10 protein-coding genes and 6 pseudogenes are annotated in these 16,889 nt (G+C 57.6%); 7 read left to right on the top strand and 9 right to left on the bottom strand.

The features are described from left to right. Positions 1-638: 638 nt before the first annotated feature. Entirely contained in the window at positions 639-1,445 is an 807-nt protein-coding gene (locus tag QMZ05_RS20460; RefSeq protein WP_353702370.1) for a class I SAM-dependent methyltransferase, read from the top strand. Positions 1,446-1,616: 171 nt separating this feature from the next. Here QMZ05_RS20460 and QMZ05_RS20455 read toward each other — a convergent pair. Next, positions 1,617-1,893 (bottom strand): annotated as a pseudogene (locus QMZ05_RS20455) (transposase); the annotation flags it as partial. Positions 1,894-2,125: 232 nt separating this feature from the next. Here QMZ05_RS20455 and QMZ05_RS20450 point away from each other — a divergent pair. Then, positions 2,126-3,164 (top strand): annotated as a pseudogene (locus QMZ05_RS20450) (IS110 family transposase). A 359-nt stretch (positions 3,165-3,523) separates the two neighbouring features. On the opposite strand, the gene QMZ05_RS20445 reads toward QMZ05_RS20450, so the two are convergent. After that, positions 3,524-5,062: a porin gene (locus tag QMZ05_RS20445; RefSeq protein WP_353702369.1), complete on the bottom strand. Its 1,539-nt coding sequence runs from the start codon at positions 5,060-5,062 to the stop codon at positions 3,524-3,526. 1,474 nt (positions 5,063-6,536) lie between these two features. Continuing rightward, complete coding sequence (gene nodU / locus QMZ05_RS20440) at positions 6,537-8,210, bottom strand: nodulation protein NodU (protein ID WP_353702368.1); 1,674 nt, start codon at positions 8,208-8,210, stop codon at positions 6,537-6,539. 274 nt (positions 8,211-8,484) lie between these two features. On the opposite strand from nodU, the pseudogene QMZ05_RS20435 reads away from it, so the two are divergent. The 5 genes and pseudogenes from QMZ05_RS20435 to QMZ05_RS20415 all read left to right on the top strand — a co-directional run. After that, positions 8,485-8,723, top strand: a pseudogene (locus QMZ05_RS20435) (transposase); the annotation flags it as partial. Next, positions 8,722-9,219: pseudogene (locus QMZ05_RS20430) on the top strand (IS481 family transposase); the annotation flags it as partial. The pseudogenes QMZ05_RS20435 and QMZ05_RS20430, both read left to right, overlap by 2 nt. A gap of 84 nt (positions 9,220-9,303) precedes the next feature. Next, positions 9,304-9,417: pseudogene (locus QMZ05_RS20425) on the top strand (IS66 family insertion sequence element accessory protein TnpB); the annotation flags it as partial. A 277-nt stretch (positions 9,418-9,694) separates the two neighbouring features. Further along, entirely contained in the window at positions 9,695-10,042 is a 348-nt protein-coding gene (gene tnpB, locus QMZ05_RS20420; RefSeq protein ID WP_353702367.1) for an IS66 family insertion sequence element accessory protein TnpB, read from the top strand. A gap of 68 nt (positions 10,043-10,110) precedes the next feature. Continuing rightward, positions 10,111-10,375, top strand: a pseudogene (locus QMZ05_RS20415) (transposase); the annotation flags it as partial. 131 nt (positions 10,376-10,506) lie between these two features. Here QMZ05_RS20415 and QMZ05_RS20410 read toward each other — a convergent pair. From QMZ05_RS20410 to QMZ05_RS20385, 6 genes are all read right to left on the bottom strand, one after another. Then, positions 10,507-10,983 (bottom strand): Lrp/AsnC family transcriptional regulator, encoded by a 477-nt coding sequence (locus QMZ05_RS20410; protein WP_353702366.1) that lies wholly within the window; start codon positions 10,981-10,983, stop codon positions 10,507-10,509. A 54-nt stretch (positions 10,984-11,037) separates the two neighbouring features. Then, positions 11,038-11,589 carry an FCD domain-containing protein gene (locus QMZ05_RS20405; RefSeq protein ID WP_353702365.1) on the bottom strand — a complete coding sequence of 184 codons (552 nt, stop codon included), beginning with the start codon at positions 11,587-11,589 and terminating at the stop codon, positions 11,038-11,040. A gap of 652 nt (positions 11,590-12,241) precedes the next feature. Continuing rightward, entirely contained in the window at positions 12,242-13,474 is a 1,233-nt protein-coding gene (locus QMZ05_RS20400; protein WP_353702364.1) for a CoA transferase, read from the bottom strand. A 273-nt stretch (positions 13,475-13,747) separates the two neighbouring features. Further along, positions 13,748-14,131 carry a hypothetical protein gene (locus QMZ05_RS20395; protein WP_353702363.1) on the bottom strand — a complete coding sequence of 128 codons (384 nt, stop codon included), beginning with the start codon at positions 14,129-14,131 and terminating at the stop codon, positions 13,748-13,750. A 4-nt stretch (positions 14,132-14,135) separates the two neighbouring features. Continuing rightward, positions 14,136-14,963 carry an ABC transporter substrate-binding protein gene (locus QMZ05_RS20390; protein WP_353702362.1) on the bottom strand — a complete coding sequence of 276 codons (828 nt, stop codon included), beginning with the start codon at positions 14,961-14,963 and terminating at the stop codon, positions 14,136-14,138. Positions 14,964-15,645: 682 nt separating this feature from the next. Further along, positions 15,646-16,848, bottom strand: coding sequence for an MFS transporter (locus tag QMZ05_RS20385; protein ID WP_353702361.1), 1,203 nt, complete (start codon positions 16,846-16,848; stop codon positions 15,646-15,648). Positions 16,849-16,889 lie beyond the last annotated feature (41 nt).

The raw sequence follows: 16,889 nt of genomic DNA, 5'->3' as shown, positions 1-16,889 counted from the left end.
TTCGATGGTGCTGTCGACGCTTCGGGGCATCCGGCGATTGCACTACGGCCCTGGTGAGCGAGACGCGCAACACTTCGGCGCTAATCAAAGGCCATTGACCTCATCCAACACCAGGACCTGGCCGCCATCGAGGCGCTGCTCGGCCTAGGAGCATATCGAGCACACAAGCGCCCTTCCGCACCGCCACAACCTGCTGGTTGCAAAGCTGAACCAAGCCGACGCTTGTGTCGATGCTTCAGCAGCAGCAACAGTTTGCGCCTCGGTCAACTACCATTGTTAGCGATTGATCTACATGGGAAACATGCCAAGTATTAGCTTATTAGCGGTCAGTTGCGAAGAGGTTGAAATGCGATATCAATCACAATCTGTTCTTTCCAACGGCTATGATCAATGCGTTGATTGGTCGCCTGCAAAAACTTCCGCGTGCTTTCAAGCCTGCTGCAGCCGCGACCCTTCATTCCCGCGAAAGCGCTGGCGCGATCGCCTAGCACGCTGCGCTCAAAGGGTCTATGTGCGGTGGCCACGCGCAGCGGAATGAGGCAGCTAGCCTCTTTGCGGTCAGTGGCCGGCAGATTTGGAGGACTCGCTTCCCTTGAGCAACTTCGTCGGCAAATGACTAGGAGACTACGGAGGCAGGCATGACCCTAGCGAGCGAATTGTATCGTGGCGCAGCCCCCTACTACGTGCGCTACATGATACCTTATTCAGAAGACATTTTCCAATCATTAATACGGGTTTGTAGGCTCGCTAGCAGCAGTCGCGTACTCGATCTTGGTGCCGGCACAGGAATGATCGGAATTCGTCTGGCGCGCTCGGTTGCGCACGTGCTTTCAGTCGATCCAAGCGACGAAATGCTCCGGGAAGCCAGGCGACGCGCGGAGGTCGCAGGAGTGAAGAATATAGAATTTGTAGTGTCGAGATCGGAAGACCTCAACGAATCAATGTTGTCATTTGACATCGCGACAATTGCGAGCTCTTTCCTCCACATGGATCGAGCGACGGTGTTGGCAAAGCTGACCCAAATTCTTAAGCCAGATGGCTGCGTTGCAATCATCAACCGGGAGCGGGATGGTTCCGAACCTGGAGAATGGCGTACTGCGATGTTAAGTGACATCAAAGAGTTCTGGGGAGAAAGCTATCCGGCAGGTCCCATCGTCGTTCGACCGGCACAATCGGCCTCCGATCGGGAAGTTCTTCGCGCTTCCGATTTCAGTGAGATCACAGAGTTTCGTCACTATTACGAGCATCACTGGAGCATTGATAACCTTCTCGGTTACCTCCACTCAATATACGTGGGTGCGCCAGGCGTTCTCGGGGCTCGTCGCGACGAGTTCACGGGACGTATTCGTCGGCTGTTACTGTCATATTCGCCATCTGGTTTCTTCTCGGAGCGAGGCCACATCACTACGTTGCTCGGATATAGACCTCAGATTTCATCGCGATAGACCAGACGCTGCTCGACGGCTTATCACCGCCGCTCAGGCCTTCAAGGCACTCGCACGCGGACCGAGTTAGCTCATGTCATGCTGACACGCCCGCCACCATATTGAACGACAAACCTGCGCTTATCCTTGATGCCGGCGAGGGCGGCATGATCGGATTCGCGGTGGCTCACGCGACCAACAGAATGCAAGCTGAACGTCCTCTCGCTCGGCGAGCTTGCTATAACTGGTGCAACCATCGACCTATGGGATCGCATTGAAGCCCACCAGAAGGGCGATCGGTCGGCCTTGCGATCCGGACCATAGACATAGGCGACGACGGCCGGATCGGTGCCGCCCCACGGCTCGTCGTCCGTCGCATAGGCGGCCCAGAGCTGACCGTTCTTCGTGCGCCGGCGGCCGGATCGAGCATAGGCATCGTTGTCTCGTCGGCGAACAGCTTGGCCGTTGCCTAAGCTTGACGCCGTCCTCGATCTCAGGCCCGCGGAAGATCCCATTCTCGACTCGCTTGGCGAACAGGCAGAGACCCGTTCCGTCCTAGAACACCAGCTTGATCCGATCTGCTTAGATAGCTCCCGAGAATGGATCAGCCCGCATGCTCTCGTGTTGGGGTGGACGGCCCCCTTCCGCCACTCTGCGTGGCAAGATGAGGTCGTCGCTGACCTCAAACGAAGGAGCCGCCCGTGGAAACGATTGTTCGCATCGGCTTGGATACGCAAAGAGTGTATTTCAGTTGCATGGCATTGACGGGACGAAGCAGCCGATTTTGCGGCGCAAGTTGAGGCGCGGCCAAGTTCTGGAGTTCTTCAGGCGTTTTCCACCTGCGCTTGTCGCGGTGGAGGCTTGCGGAGCATCGCACTATCGAGCACGGGAGCTGCGATCGCTGGGGTATGAGGTGGCGATGATCCCGCCGCAACATGTCAAGCCGTATGTGCAGCGCGGGAAATCCGACGCGCGGACGCTGAGGCGATTTGTGAGGCGGCGAGTCGGCCGAAACCGCGCAAGAACTTTGTGCCAATCAAAGTGCTGAGCAGCAGGGCGACAGATGTTGACGCGCGTGCGCACTCAGTTCATCGGCAGGCGTACCCAGCACGCCAATTCGATCCGAGGCTACGCCGCAGAATTCGGCTTTAGCGCGCCCAAGGGACTTTCACGACTTCAGCAATTGCTGATCGATGTTCGGGCCGACGCGACCGTTCCCGACTTAGCGCCCGACCTGGTGGAAGCGTCGGTGGCAGAACTGGCGCGCGTCGATGACCAGATTGCCGAGCTCGACAAGAAGCTCATGCATCTCCACCGGAGTAACGACATGAGCCAACGACTGGCGGCCATTCCGGGAATTGGTCCGATCGGCGCGACGCTGCTGTCAATCAAGATCGTGGATGTAGGCGGGTTCAATGGCAAGAAACTTTGCTGCCTGGCTTGGCCTGACACCAAAGAAGCACTCGACGGCTGGAAAGAAGCGGCTCGGTGATCACACGCGCCGGTGAGGGCATGTTGCGAACCGTTTTGGTGGCTGGCGCGACGGCTGTGACCGCAGATATGCGACGACGCGAGAGTCGGTCCTGGCCTTGGCTGAAAGGCATGATCGCGCATAAGCCACCGAATCTGGTGGCCATGGCGTTGGCAAACAAGCTGGCGCGGATTGCCTGGAAACTGATGGTCAGCGGCGAACGGTACCAATCTGCTAGCAGCGTCATACCGATGCCGACGCCGACATAGACCTAAACGAAACGCAGAGCTTTGGCGCCAAGCCGGCAGGTTTGGCGCTGAGGACGGAACTTGCAGGATGGGAAGAGGTGGTACGTTCAGCGTGAGCCGGTCATGTGAGATGCTCCGCCCGGTTTACCGGCAGAAAATGCCGCTCTCGTGTTTGGATATCTGGCCGAGACTGTTAGTCGACGGCGACCGGGTTCACTCCTCGCGGCCCGCGATGAGAAACGTCCCCCTAGTTGATCCCGGCGATTTCCACAGCCAGCTGAATCAGAGACTTGAGAGCCTCCGGCGGGCACGCCGGAGGCTCTTTCTTGGAGGTCAAACTTGAGTGTGGAATTCCTTCTCATAGGCCATTTGACAGAAACTCAGAAACTCCGCTGAGCTAGAAACTGGAATGTCAAGCCGCGCTGATCTTTCAGCTCATACAGACCAGCCGGCTTTCCGATGCCTGATTGCTGCGGCAACACAACCGTGCTTCCGCTCGCGTACTTTTGGTCCAACATGCTGTAATCGATTTCCCCCGTGAACGTCAGGTTTTTGACCGGGGTCCACGAAGTTCTTGTACCGATAACCGCATAATTGAAGTCGGGGTTACAGCCGGCAATCCCAGTCGACAACGAAAGACTAGCGGCGAACGCATTGCATATGTAGCTCTTGGCCGTGCCGCTATATCGCACAGCGCCAAGCCCACCGAAGATACTGCTTGACCACTGAGGGTCCCAATTGTGGTTAAAGGCCCCGTTGAAACCGTAGGTAGTCGTCAACTCCTGTCCAGTGCCTGGAGCGAACACGGTATCAGAGACACCAAGAATTCCGACGCTCTGGTAAGCACCCGGCAAAGTCGTACCACCGTACCTCGCGGCGGGAGTACCTGTATAATCGTGGAAGTTATAGCGGCTTGCGCCATAGGTATATACGCCCGACATGTTGATCGAGTCGCCAGGCCCGGTGGGGATGTTCTTGATGGAAAGCCCGACCTGACCAGCCCAGCCCCATTTGTCATCCGGATGCCCGGTAAGTTCGGTCGCGCCATAGTAGGCAGCATGGTTGTCATGTGCAGCTACCGAGGCTTGGACGAGGCCCCATGCCTGGTCCAGGCGAACCCTCGCAATGAAGTCTGGAGCGACCGTACCTGCGATGTCGTTGCCACCGTACACACCAGCCGCAATACTTCCAGCCGATGCTGCGCTCATGTTCCATATGTAGGATGTATCATGCACCACTTGATCTTGGGCCGAGACGGTAGCCGTGAAGCCTTGACCGAAGTCAGCAGTATAGCTGATCTGGTTTACTTGGTCCCAAGTAGAGCTGCCCGGCAGCTCGCCGTAGTTTCCCCCTGGGTATTCTTGCCAAGGCGTATCGAATGCCGAATTCGCCCTACCGAACGTAAAGCCAGCGAACTGGATAAAGGCATACCAGAGCGTGAACGCTCCGCCAGCGACAGCTCCCGGATTAGCATTGTTCGGCGCTGAAACGCCCCCGATGGACTGGTAAACGGTCGAGCCATTTGCTACTCCGCTATAGCTACCGGTCGTCCAATTAAACGCAGCTTGAAAGAAGGTCCGAACCGCGCCGTACTCGGTTGCAGTTCGCGTATCAATGCTCACAGCCTGGCGAGCACGAGCGGTATAAGCGTTGCTGAAGCGATTGTCTGCACCACCTGCACCGTAGTCCGGGGTGACCCCCATGGCATTGGAGTTGAGCATTACCCAAAGGCGTGCATAACCACCCAATTTGATGCAGGTGTCGGTTCCTGGCACATAGTAAAATCCAGGGCCATACAGCGTGCAAACCTTGACGTACTCTATTGCCTTTGCCTTCGTCGGAAGATCGGCAGCTTGTGCTCCGCCCAGAGCGACTAGACCGGCGACCGAACTGAGCAAAAGGCTCCTCGCTACGTTCATACTAATCCCCTCCTATTATTTCACCCCAAAGTGGTCGCTCTCTAGGCAGACGAGCCACGTTCACCCTCAATCATTCACGATCTGGAAGGCCCCCTCAGACGATAATCAAGTGACCGCGCACTGCGGACTACTCCGCAATTCGCGAAATTCACGCTGCCAGATTACTGTCATATTCGGTGCACGAAGTTAGAACGGAACGGACAAACCCACGCTTGCACTGAAGAGGTGTGGTCAAACTGAGCCACATCGGTACGAATCGCACGATAATCATGCGATGTAAGGCTTCCGCCTGCAGCACCCGACCAAGCTACTCGAGCAAGCGATCGGACGCATCAACAACAGATCTAAGCATATCCATCCGTTGAGAATCACGGCGACAGCGGCGACGGGCCGACACGATTTGCCTGCTCTCACCGATATGTGGCTAGGACTGGACTTGCGCCTTCCGACGACTTCCGACCATAGCGCAATCACCGATCCCCGCCCTTACGCCCTGCCCCTGGATATTCCGGTGTTGTGTCGTACCTTGGAGCGCCTCCCGATCCACGAAGCATGGCACCAAGAGGGTACGGGCTGAACCCTGCTGTTTTGATGGTCAAAGCCGCACGATATTGCCTGTGGCGCAACGCTTCGAGGGGAATAACTCCAAGGCTGCTGACCACCGCGCACCTTAGGCATCTGCCGGAACTTTTGCTAGCTAGTCAGGGAGGAATATGACAGGCTGGCTGCCCTGATTTGAGGCATTGAGCGACATCGTGAATTCTCGCAGATCGTCTCTACCAACGTTCGGCCTTACCTAGCGCTTGGCTCTGCGACACGACCTCGTTGACGGCCCAAGCTCATAGCCTTCGCCGATAATGATCCGGCCGAGATCATGCCCTTGTGCGCTTCAGCGAAGCGCGGCGCTGGCAACGCAAAGATCGATGATTAGATAGCCAGACGCAATCTCGAATCCCCGCCCCCGAAGCTGTTGGCGGCGCCAATTATCCGTCTCGTCACAGCCGAAGCGCGTAGTGAGGCCACTAAAAAACCTCTCTCAGAACCCCCCGCCGGGTTCCTTTCACGGCATGACCTTCAAATCGTTCTGGCGCGAAATGTGTTGTCGCCAGCACCGATAACGATTGCCAACTGTTGCTCAATCGACGGCAGATTCATCGAACAACTTAGTGAGCTCGATATCGGCCTCATAGTTTGGTGCCCACCTGCGGACTGTGTCAGCCTTTTGGGGGCGTCACCCGCTTCGCGTGCCTCCAACGTCTCACCGTTGTAGCATCCGGCATCAGCCACCGCCGTTCAGTGTTGCGATCCCCGAGAGCCGTCTTGGCTGTCGCGGCCATCGCATATAATAGTTGGCCACTATCGTTGCCGTCATACAGAACTTAGCGATAGTTCGATAGTCCGAGTTTTTTGCAGCAGGTGACTACGATCAGATACGTTCATAGTACCCTGAAGAAAGCCGTTCGACCGGCGATCGCTAACCTGCGAGCGTCTTGGTCCAGAGCAGGCCGTCGCACCATATGTTTTCAACGCGTCCCCACCGATAGGCCGCTGCGGCATTCGGAAAAAACCCATGTCCATGGAGATTGGCACTCGTATTGCAGAGCAGCGGAATGCCCGTGAGCTTTTCATATTCGACAAGCAGCTCTGCGATTTTGTGCTGAGAGGTCCTAGGGATAGTCTGCAATCGCGCAGATCCGTCAAGGTGTACGACAGCGGGGATCTTGTCCCGCCATTCCACCCGTGTCTGGTGATCGAACAGCATGTATCGATCTGGCGTTCCAGGGCTAAAGATTTCGGGCGCGCGATCCTCCAAGCATATCGGCGCCACTGGCCGGAAATATTCGCGACGTTTGATGTCGTTGAGATGATCTTTCATTTCCAGCGAAGTCGCGGCCGCAAGGATGCTTCTGCCTCCCAGCGCTCGCGGTCCAAGCTCGGCACGGCCGGCGAGGAATACCACGGGCTTGTTGCTCGCGAGGACGATTGCAAGTTCACGCATACTGCACGGCGCCGCCTCCAATTCGGGCGGCACTTCGCTGCGTTGCAGGGCCGGACCACTGTACACCGACCATTCCAGTGGTACGAAGCCTTGATCCGCCGCCATTGCGGAACAAGCGGCACCGATTGCCGAGCCGCTGTCATTCGGAAAAGGCGGCACCCAGACGGCATCGAACAAGCCGCTGGCACGTAGCGCACTGTTCCACTTGATATTGAGACCGCTGCCCCCGGCGATACACAAATTTCGCATCGTCGAAAAAGACGAATGTCGCTGCATAGCACTTGCCATTCCGCAGATGAGGAGACGTTCGAGGAACACGTGAAACGAGGCGAGCACATCTTGGGGAGGCTTAGCCTTCAATCGTAGCGCACAGGCATCGAAGAAGTCATGCACCGCCGCAACAAGGGACCCCCAGTTGCTGATGTCCGCGCGGTAGCGACGGGCAAGCTCCGTGTTGGCCGCAAAGCGCTCCTCATAGGACTCCCGAAACACCGCCACGATTTCTTCGTCAATAGACCCGAGCGCAATGTAGGCCATCAGCTTGCCGGCAAGTCCTAGATCTTGCTTGCGGTCCTCCCGTTCATATGGTCCGAAGTGAATGCCCGCGGCACCATAGACATATACAACGATCGGGAACAGGCATTCAATGAACCGAGCGCCCCGGCGTCCTACATGATAGAGACGTGGAAACATGCCCCCGTCCCAGACCAGGCAGAAGGCAGGTTGCCCCGTTTTGGCAAAGGGACTGGTGCAGTATGCGGAGGCCAAGTGGCCCACCACATGAGGATAGCTTCTGTATCGGAAATCTTTGCCGTCGAGAATCAGGCCAACGTCTTCGCGCGAAGTCAGGAGGCGCTCGGGATGGCGCTCAACATACGGAGCCCCTTTTAGAGTGATAGCTGCTGCTCCACTTAGGACCTGAAACTGTGACTCTACCTCGCCAGCCCAGCCGTCGATGACGAACTGATCAACATCTCGGGGATCCAGACCGTGCTCTGCCAAAGCGACAACAATTGCATCGAGATTGTCGATGGTTTGATACCGCGGATTATTGCCCTGTTTCTCCTGCTCGATGCAAAAGACAAGCCGTCCGTCCTCAACAAGAGCGACGGCTCCGTCATGCGTCAGTTTGATACCGCAAATCCGCATAGTTCCTCCAGGTCATTTTCGGTGGTTTGATAGCTCGAAATCGACTCGAATTCCTAACCGGGGCGAGCAACCAGTCTTGTCAGCGCCACGCTCGTGGACTCTGCGCCGTCGACCTTTCGCGAAGCAGGATTTGGGCCAGCGCGCTACCAGAGGAAGCGCTTGCGGTTCGTAGACCAATGTCGAGTTTGCAATCGGCTTGACGGATTCCAGACATCCGGCGCGTTTGGTTTCGGACAGGGGCACGCGTTGCGCCTCCGAGCCAGCGGTGCCGCAAGCATCCGAGGAGCGCCTTCAAGTGCGGCGGTCGCTGAGCGGGCCCCTGGTCAACGATCTTCAGGTCTATATGCGGGAGCAACTCGCCAAGCTCTCCCGTGGACATGACTTGGCCAAGGCGTTCAATTACATCCTGGAGATGCCGAGTTTTGCGCTATTCCTTAAGGACGGAGGGGTGCGTCTCTCCAACAAACTGCCGAGCGAGGGTCAGGGGGCACAGCTCTTGGACGAAAGCGCTATGGGACAAAAGTTACACGGTTGCGCCACCACGACGGAGCAGTCCGTCGAGCAACATAAAATATGTCAAGAGAGCCTGAGAGCACTCGTCAAGCGCTACGGGATTAACCAGAAGACTGTCGCGAAGTAGAAGCAGCGCGAGACGGTCGCCGATCGTTCGACAGGCCCCAAGGAAGCCAAGTCGACAGTCCGTTTCCGTCGAGAAGGAGGCGATCATCGTCGCTTCGCTTTCCGGCGGCATACGTTGCTGCCGTTTGACGATTGCCTCTATGCCCTGCAGCCGACCATCGCGCATCTGACGCGCTCATCGCTGCCTCCAGCGCCACGGCATCAGTTGATTGCCGGAGGTTGAAGGCGGCAAGCCTTCGAAGAGAAACAGTTCAAGGCTTATTCAATCGGCTATTTCCACATCGACATCGGCGAGCTTCAGACCGCCGAAGGCAAGCGCGACCTCTACGCCGCAATCGATCGCACCAGCAAGTTCGCCTTCGTGCAACTGGCCGCATCCCTCCGGCGGACGCCTTGTGTATTTTGAGAGGCGGCCGAGGATTTGCCTTAGTCGAGCTTTAAGGTCACGTGGCGAATGCAGGTTAATGTGTTGGGCGCCGAACGCCGGCGGCGATGGAGTTACGACGAGAAGGTCCGCCTTGTCGAAGAGACCTCGCAGGCCGATGAGACAGTCTGCGGCGTCGCGCGCCGGCACGGGATGGCTCACAGCCTGCTTTTCACTTGGCGTCGACAAGCGCGCCAAGGTCGGCCGGGCGGAAACTCCGTGCCAGCTCTCGTTCCCGTCGAGATCACGCCGGTGTCGGCTCCGATCTCGAGCGACGCAATAAACCGGCGTCTTCCCCGCCTGCGCGGTGTGCAAGGGTTGGGATCATCGAGATCGATCTTGGCGGCGGCTGTCGCATTCGCGTTGACCGTGACGTGGGCGTTGAGGCGCCGCAGCGATTTCCTGAGCTGCTGCGGTGACGATGATCCCGATTCCGGGCAGCGTCAGGGTTTGGATCGCCACTGGCCACACCGACGTGCGTCGCGGCATGCGAAGCCTGGCTCTTACAGTTCAAGCGATTCTAAAGCGCGATCCGTACGCTGGCGATCTCTACATCTTCCGGGGCCGCCGCGGCGATCTGGTCAAAATCCTCTGGCATGACGGATTAGGCATGTCGCTCTACGCCAAGCGTCTGGATCGCGGCAAGTTCATCTGGCCGTCGGCGTCGGCTGGCGCGGTGTCGATCTCTGCGGCGCAGATGGCTTATATGCTCGAGGGCATCGATTGGCGGAATCCGCAACTGAGTTGGCGGCAGCGGAGCGCGGGTTGAGCGAAGAAACTGCGGCTGCGGGCATTTTGGGAGTCATATCGCGCCCAATCTGTGATTCACTGCATCGCATGGATGCCGACCGCGACGCTGTTCCGGATGACGTTACTGCCCTGAAGCTGGCGCTGGCGGTCGAGCGCGCGAGGAGGTGGAGATCGCCGTCGAACTCGCGTCGCCCGCGCGAAAGCGTCAGAAGACGAGACGCTGATTGCACAGCAGAAGCCGCAGATCGCCAAGCTAAAGCATCAGATCTATGGGCAACGATCGGAGAGGGCGGCGCGGCTGTTCGAGCAGTTGGCGCTGACGTTCGAAGAGCTGGAAGCCGACGCCACCGAGGCGAGAGTCTCACGCCCGGTTCTGCGAAAGGCTGGAGGTGAAATCCCTCTGGCCTACTCACCCGACTGTGTCCGGCGCTGGCCAAGGGAAAGACCGATACGGGACGGTGCTGGATCTACGTCCGGGCCGCGCTAATTTTCATCGGCGACCTCTACCGGAACTGCAAAGCCTACTTTTACGCGATCCATTATGACTAAAGTCTCGAAACCCTTAATTCCCGGGTTCTTATGGAAGAACCGTCGGGTGAACTGCTCATAGTCTTCCATGCTTCGCGCGGTAATGTATAGAACGAAGTCAGCGGGGCCAGTGACAAAAAAAGCATTGGCGACTTCTGCTGACGATTTAATGGTCTTTTTGAACTGATCGATTGTATAGGCGCACTCCCGCTCCAGAGTCACCAGCACAAGCATTTGAACAGGTCTCCCGGCTACCTTCGGCGAAAGGATCGATACATCGGCCTCGATAACACCTTCTGAGCGCAGCCTCTTCAGTCGCCGTTGACATGCTGTAGCGGAAAGTCCCGTCTGCTCACCAATTACCTCGGAGGTCAGGCGGTTGTTCTTTTGTACAATCTCGAGGATGCGGGCGTCAGTTCGATCGTATTGCATAACCGGCTTCCAGTTCGTGAAATTCGTCCGAAAACGCCGCGAGCGGCATGCCTGCTATTCGGCGAAGATCGCGATGAACCGCTCGCGCAACCGTTCGATATGATTGCGCATCACTTGTTCGGCGGCTTCTGCATCGCCCTTCCGGATGGCGGGAAGGATACGAGAATGTTCCTTGTTGGCATCGGCCGTCGCGCGAGTGTGGAAGTAGAGTCGGAATAGGTGGACGTGGTCGCGGATGAGCGCGTTCCCGCTGTGGAGCGCGATCATGTCGTGAAAGACGCCGTCACTGTGAGCGAACTCGCCATAGGCAGAGCGCGCATCACCCTGGCGCTCGGAACGCATTTCTTTATCGATCGCTTCAAGAAGCCGCAATGGCGTCCTTGTCGACACGCTGCGCGGCCCTTCCAGCGGCAAGAGGTTCCAGCGCAGGCGTAGTTCGTAGAGGTGCGCCGAACGCCGGCGGTCCAGCTGTGGGGCCGCGCTGTAGCCAATTAGATGGGTATTCACCACCAGCCCTTGTGCTTCGAGAAGCGAGAGCGCCTCGCGGATCGGAGTCTGCGAGTTCGCGCGCGAGATTGTCGACGGAAATCCTGCCTCCCGGCGCAAATCGTTAGCGACATAAGCTCCCTGTAAATGGTGTTGTAGACCTCCCCCCAAGCCGGCTGGACGCCGTACCGTCTCGCTTTGAGCTACGTTTGTCCCATGTTTTTGCCATCAGTAGTGTTCCCTTGACGCCGCGTCATGCTATCAGCTAAGAAAAGCAGTATCATATATCATATCGGATTTTAATGCTAACTGAGTTTCGTCAAACTGCGCACGACATTGGTATCACAGAAGCGGGGCTTGTGGTTGCTTGGTGAGCCGAGCATCGTCGCCGTAGATGCGGAGCATCACAGAATGGTCGCGCGTTGTGGCCGCTGCGTCGTGGCATCCTCTCGCTAGCGAAGATGCTTGCGCGCAAAAAAAGCAAAAAGCTGCTAGCCCACCGATTTCGATAGGTAGCGGACATGACATACAGAGTTGCTCGCCGACATCGCCGGCGGGAGAGAGAGATATCGAGCGTCAGGTCGAGGAACGCTCAATCGAATAGAGCTCAAAGAGGTCGGACGGGATATAATCGAGCCGCGTCTCCTCACTCCACGGATGATCTTCGGATAGGCCCGCTTAACCGCTCACCAGATCAGACATGTCGAGCAGACCGTACACACTATGAGGGACGGTTGATTTTCCGCGCTAGAAACCACGCACTTAAGTCGTCTCATGATGACCCGATCGCACCCTGGCTACGAAGGCGAGCAATCATCGCGGCGTCGTATCCGAGTTCGGAAAGTACTTGCTCCGTATGCTCTCCTAACATGGGTCCGGGTGCCGCAGATGCCGTGACGCACTCACCGTCGATATTGATCGGGCTACCGACCACCATAACCTTTCCGCACTTCTTATGCTCGATCTCAAGGATTAGGCGACGCGCGACCGTGTGCGGATGTTCGAGCGCGGCTCCAACATTCAAGACTGGCGCATTCGGGATTCCGACGGCAGAAAAGATCTCGCACCATTGTGCAACCGCCTTGTCCTTCAAGCGCTCGATAAGTTTCAACTCGATTTCCTGCCGTCGTTCGACGCGACCAGCAGCCTTGGTCAACTGCGGATCGGCAGCAAGATCTGGCCGCTCAATAGCGCGGCACAGGGGCGGCCAAAACTGATCACCATAGGCCGCGATAGCAATGTAGCCGTCGGCGGCAGGAAAAACTCCATAAGGGACCACCTTCGGATCGCCGGACCCGACGGGCGGCAGGAGATCCCTGTCGGCCAAATAGCGACCTGCGAAGTACGTAAGCGTCGAGAGAAGAGAATCGAACATGCTCATATCAATGACGCACCCGCAGCCGGTTCTCGCGCGTCCGACCAAGGCTGATGCGATCGCGGCAGCCGCGTAAACCCCGGCAAGGATATCCCCGATCGGTACACCAGCTCGGAGAGGCGGCCGTCCCGGTTCCCCGGTAAGGCTCATAAGACCAGTTATAGCCTGCGCAACGAGGTCGAACGCCGCTTGATCCCGCAAGGGTCCGCTCTGCCCAAACCCTGAGATAGAACAAATGATAAGCCTAGGATTGAGTTCGCGAAGCCGTTCATAGCCAAATCCGAGCGCTTCGAGCGTACCCGGGCGAAAATTCTCCACCAGAACGTCGGCTCGCATGATCAGTTGTTCGAGAACAGGCTTGGCTGCCTCGCACTTCAGATCAAGAGCCACGCCGCGCTTGTTTCGGTGCAGACCGGCAAAATGGTAGCTTTCCCCGTTACGAAAGGGATCGACCTTACGGCCCATGTCGCCGACACCGACTCTCTCAACCTTTGTAACTTCAGCGCCCAAGTCCCCCAGGATAGTAGTGCAGAATGGGCCCGCTAGTACGTGCGTGAGATCGACAACCCGGAGACCATGGAGCGGTTGACGGCTGTTATCTTGGTTTGTGGAGCCCTTAGGCTTGTTCATTTCCGCCTCAACACGATCCGTCATAAGTAACCTGTCTATCACTGTACATCGAGTTTTGCTTGCAACCAGTTTAAGGTCTCGCCAGTATTTTTTTGTGCAAGAAATTCCATTTTTGCACCTACTCACAGAGATTCGGCGTCATTTCTGATCGAAATCCTGCTCAGCGCTTCTTTCGCGAACAATCCATCGTGACCTCTTGGGGCAACTGCAATCCGCGGTTTCTAGCCAGCGCGTCGGTGCTTTCATCAATGCTGACCAGATGAGCCGGAAGAGTTAGAGGCGATAGTCAATCTGTATGGACAAGGCTAAGCCCGTCCAGGTCGGAAAGTCGGACTGGCCAGCAAGCCGCGCCGCGTTTGCCCGAACGTGTACACGTGCGTAGCTCGATGATCTAGCGATCTGGCCATAGCGCGGCAGCATCTCGTCCAAGATTGCAACCGGCTGATCCCCATCCGGGAATCCGGCCTGCGCCGGCCCGACCTGCTTCTTTTGCAAAGGCAGTAGTGGCCTTGCTTCATCGGGCCGGAAGACTGCCTTGCGTAGCTGAGGGCGACCTCCGCCCACCGCGCGGTTCAGGTCGCCCTCGTTGATGACACCGGGATCAGCAAAATGGCTGCCGTTAGTCTCCGCGACTTCGATGTCGTATGGTCCTTCCACCCGCTCAGGGCTCACCGTTGATCGAAACCTGCTGGATCGCGAAATCCGTCAGGTTCCACTTCTTCAGTACCGCCTGATACGTGCCGTCAGCCATGACCGCGGTAAGCGCCTTCTTGAGCGCCTGTCCAAGCTGCGGATCGTCGGCCGAAAAACCGATTCCCACGGGATGAAGGTAGAAGGCCTTTCCAAGCGGAAAGTAGCGGTTCTCTTCGACTGTGTTCCGATATGCAACAGTGACGGCACCTTGCACTGCCGCGTCTGCACGGCCCTGATTCAACTGCAGTCGGGAATCTGCCGTGCCGGCCGTACCCAGCACAACGGCTGCAGGTTTGCCAGCCTTCGTGCAGTGCTCGTCGTTCCATTTTGCAAATGCGGTGCCCCAGTCAGCGTCGCTACGCGTGATGGCCACGCGTGCGCCGCACAGCGCATCCATTTCGGGGAAGCGGGCCGCATTAGCTCGCAACGTGACAACTTGAGCACCATCGTTCAGGTAATCGACGAAGCTAACACCACTACGCCGTGCAGGAACGTCGCCCATTGAGGCCATGATGACATCAGCGCGCTTCGTCTTGAGCGAGGGGATCAGCTGCTCCCAGCTTCCTTCGAGCCAATTAACCTTCGCGCCCATCTTCGCAGCGATAGCTTCAAAGAGTTCAATGTCTAATCCCGTCAGCTTATTCGTTTCTGGCGCCTTGAATTCGATCGGCGGATATGCCGGATCCGTGATGGCATTGATAACGGCCCTTGTGCCCTGCGCATAAACAATGCCTGCGGCGAGACAGAGTGCGACGGCGAGCGCACTGATAGCACCCATTTTTTTTGCTGAACGCATTGCGGTTACCCTCATGGTGATGGTTCAAAGATCGATCGAGTAAGCTGGCCAGCTAAGCATTTCAGACATCAAGTGGTGCGCAGCCTTCAGCGCGCAATCCCAATGAAATATATTGCGGCGCTGAGGACTAAAAACCGCGGAAATCGATCTAGCCTGCAGAAATTCGACAAATTGACATATGGGTCGCATCAAATCCAGCGCTAAGCGCCGGGACGGAGATGCCGATGGACACGGCGTGGGACGGTCGCTTGTGGACAACGAACGGCTGTTGTCAACGCGCGAGACTTGAAGATGACGAAGAATTTCTTCCTCCTCTTCATCAGATCGCAATAAGCGGCAACGCTTCACGCTTCTCGGCTATCAAGCGGACACGCTCGTGTAGCTGGGAAGGGTTCGGCATGTGAGCCTCGAGCCTGGCGCCTGATCAGCAGTCTTCCAGAAGCGTGCCATGGCTGACCAAGCTGATGTTATCATAGGTCGGGTAGTGCCGGCCGGTGCTCCAGAGCATGTCCATGCAAGAGCGCCGCGCCATCAAGCCACGCGCGCTGGCACGAGTAAGACAACCGCGCGACAAAGTACACTTCCCTGTTCACCTCGTACCGATATCCCGCATTGTAGGTGGTCGACACGAGATCCGGGTGAACACGCCTCGTCGAGGCAGCGCTTGCAGAATGTTTCCGCCTCATTGCAAATCAACCTGCTCGCCGGGCCGGTGCAACACCCGTGCTGACTTGCCGGGCCGCTTTATCAGGCGCAGCAGGGTGAAGGCCGCGAGCCCAGCCGCGACCGCGCTGGTGAACACGAAGAGGCCGCCTGGGCCGCATCGGTGCATGAGAGCCGCAGCGCTTACCGGGCCGAGCATGGAGCCTAAAGATGCAGCCAGAATAAGAGCACCGCTCGCCTTAACCATCTCCTCAGGTGCGAGGCGGTCATTGGCGGCCGCGACGCCGATGGGATAGATCGCTAAGGTGAAGCCGCCAAAGAGGAAGGCGATTGCGATGAGGCTGCCGCGCGATAGCTGGAGATCGGCAATGAGGGCGAGGCTGGCGAGAGTCGCGAAAACCGCGATGGCGATGCTCACGAGACGGCGGTCGATACGGTCTGAAAGGCTGCCGATCGGCCATTGGAAGACTACGCCGCCGAACACCGCTGCGCTCATAAAATATGAGATATCTTCGACCGATAAGTGCCGCTCGTCCGCAAAGACAGGCGCGAGACTGTAGAAGGCGGATGTCATGAGGCCGGAGGCAACGCAGCAGGCAACTCCGGCTGGCGCTAGGCGGCACAGCGCGCCGATGACCAGACCGGGGGGCCGCCTAGCTGAAGCCGCCTCGCCGCTGTGACAAGCGACAGGCACCAGCGAGAGGCAGTAAAAGAGAGCAACAATGATGAAGAGATCGGATGCTGCCGGATCGCGCAAGCCGAGTAGTAACTGGCCTCCGCTCGCCGCAACGTAATGGATGACGAAGTAGATCGACAGCAACTGCCCGCGTGACGCATCGTTTGCCAGTGCATTGAGCCAACTCTCAACAACGACGTATAGGCCCGCGAAGCCGAAGCCAAGCAGAATGCGCAACATGAACCAGGAGGCGGGCGAGACGTGAAGTGCCGCTCCTAGCGCCGCCGCGGTGATGACGGCGGCGAAGACGGCATAGGCGCGCACACGCCCAAGGGCTTCAACAAACCGATCGCAAAATTGCGTGCCCAAGGCCAATCCCACATAGAAACCGGTCATCACGACCCCGATCGCGTCGAGCGAGAAGCCTTCGATGCGCATGCGCAGCGAAAAGAACGTCGAGAATAAGCCGTTACCGACCGCCAAGAGGGCAACGCCGAACAGCAGCCAGAATACCGCACCGAGGAGCGGCGCGAGAGAAGGTTTCATCCGGCACCTTGACTGTCCCAATTTTTCTTTTGTCCTACTCT

The sequence above is a fragment of the Bradyrhizobium sp. INPA03-11B genome (assembly GCF_040446015.1).
GTDB lineage: Bacteria > Pseudomonadota > Alphaproteobacteria > Rhizobiales > Xanthobacteraceae > Bradyrhizobium > Bradyrhizobium macuxiense_A.
Note: the sequence above shows the minus strand (reverse complement) of the source record. Positions and strands in the feature narration are given on the sequence as shown.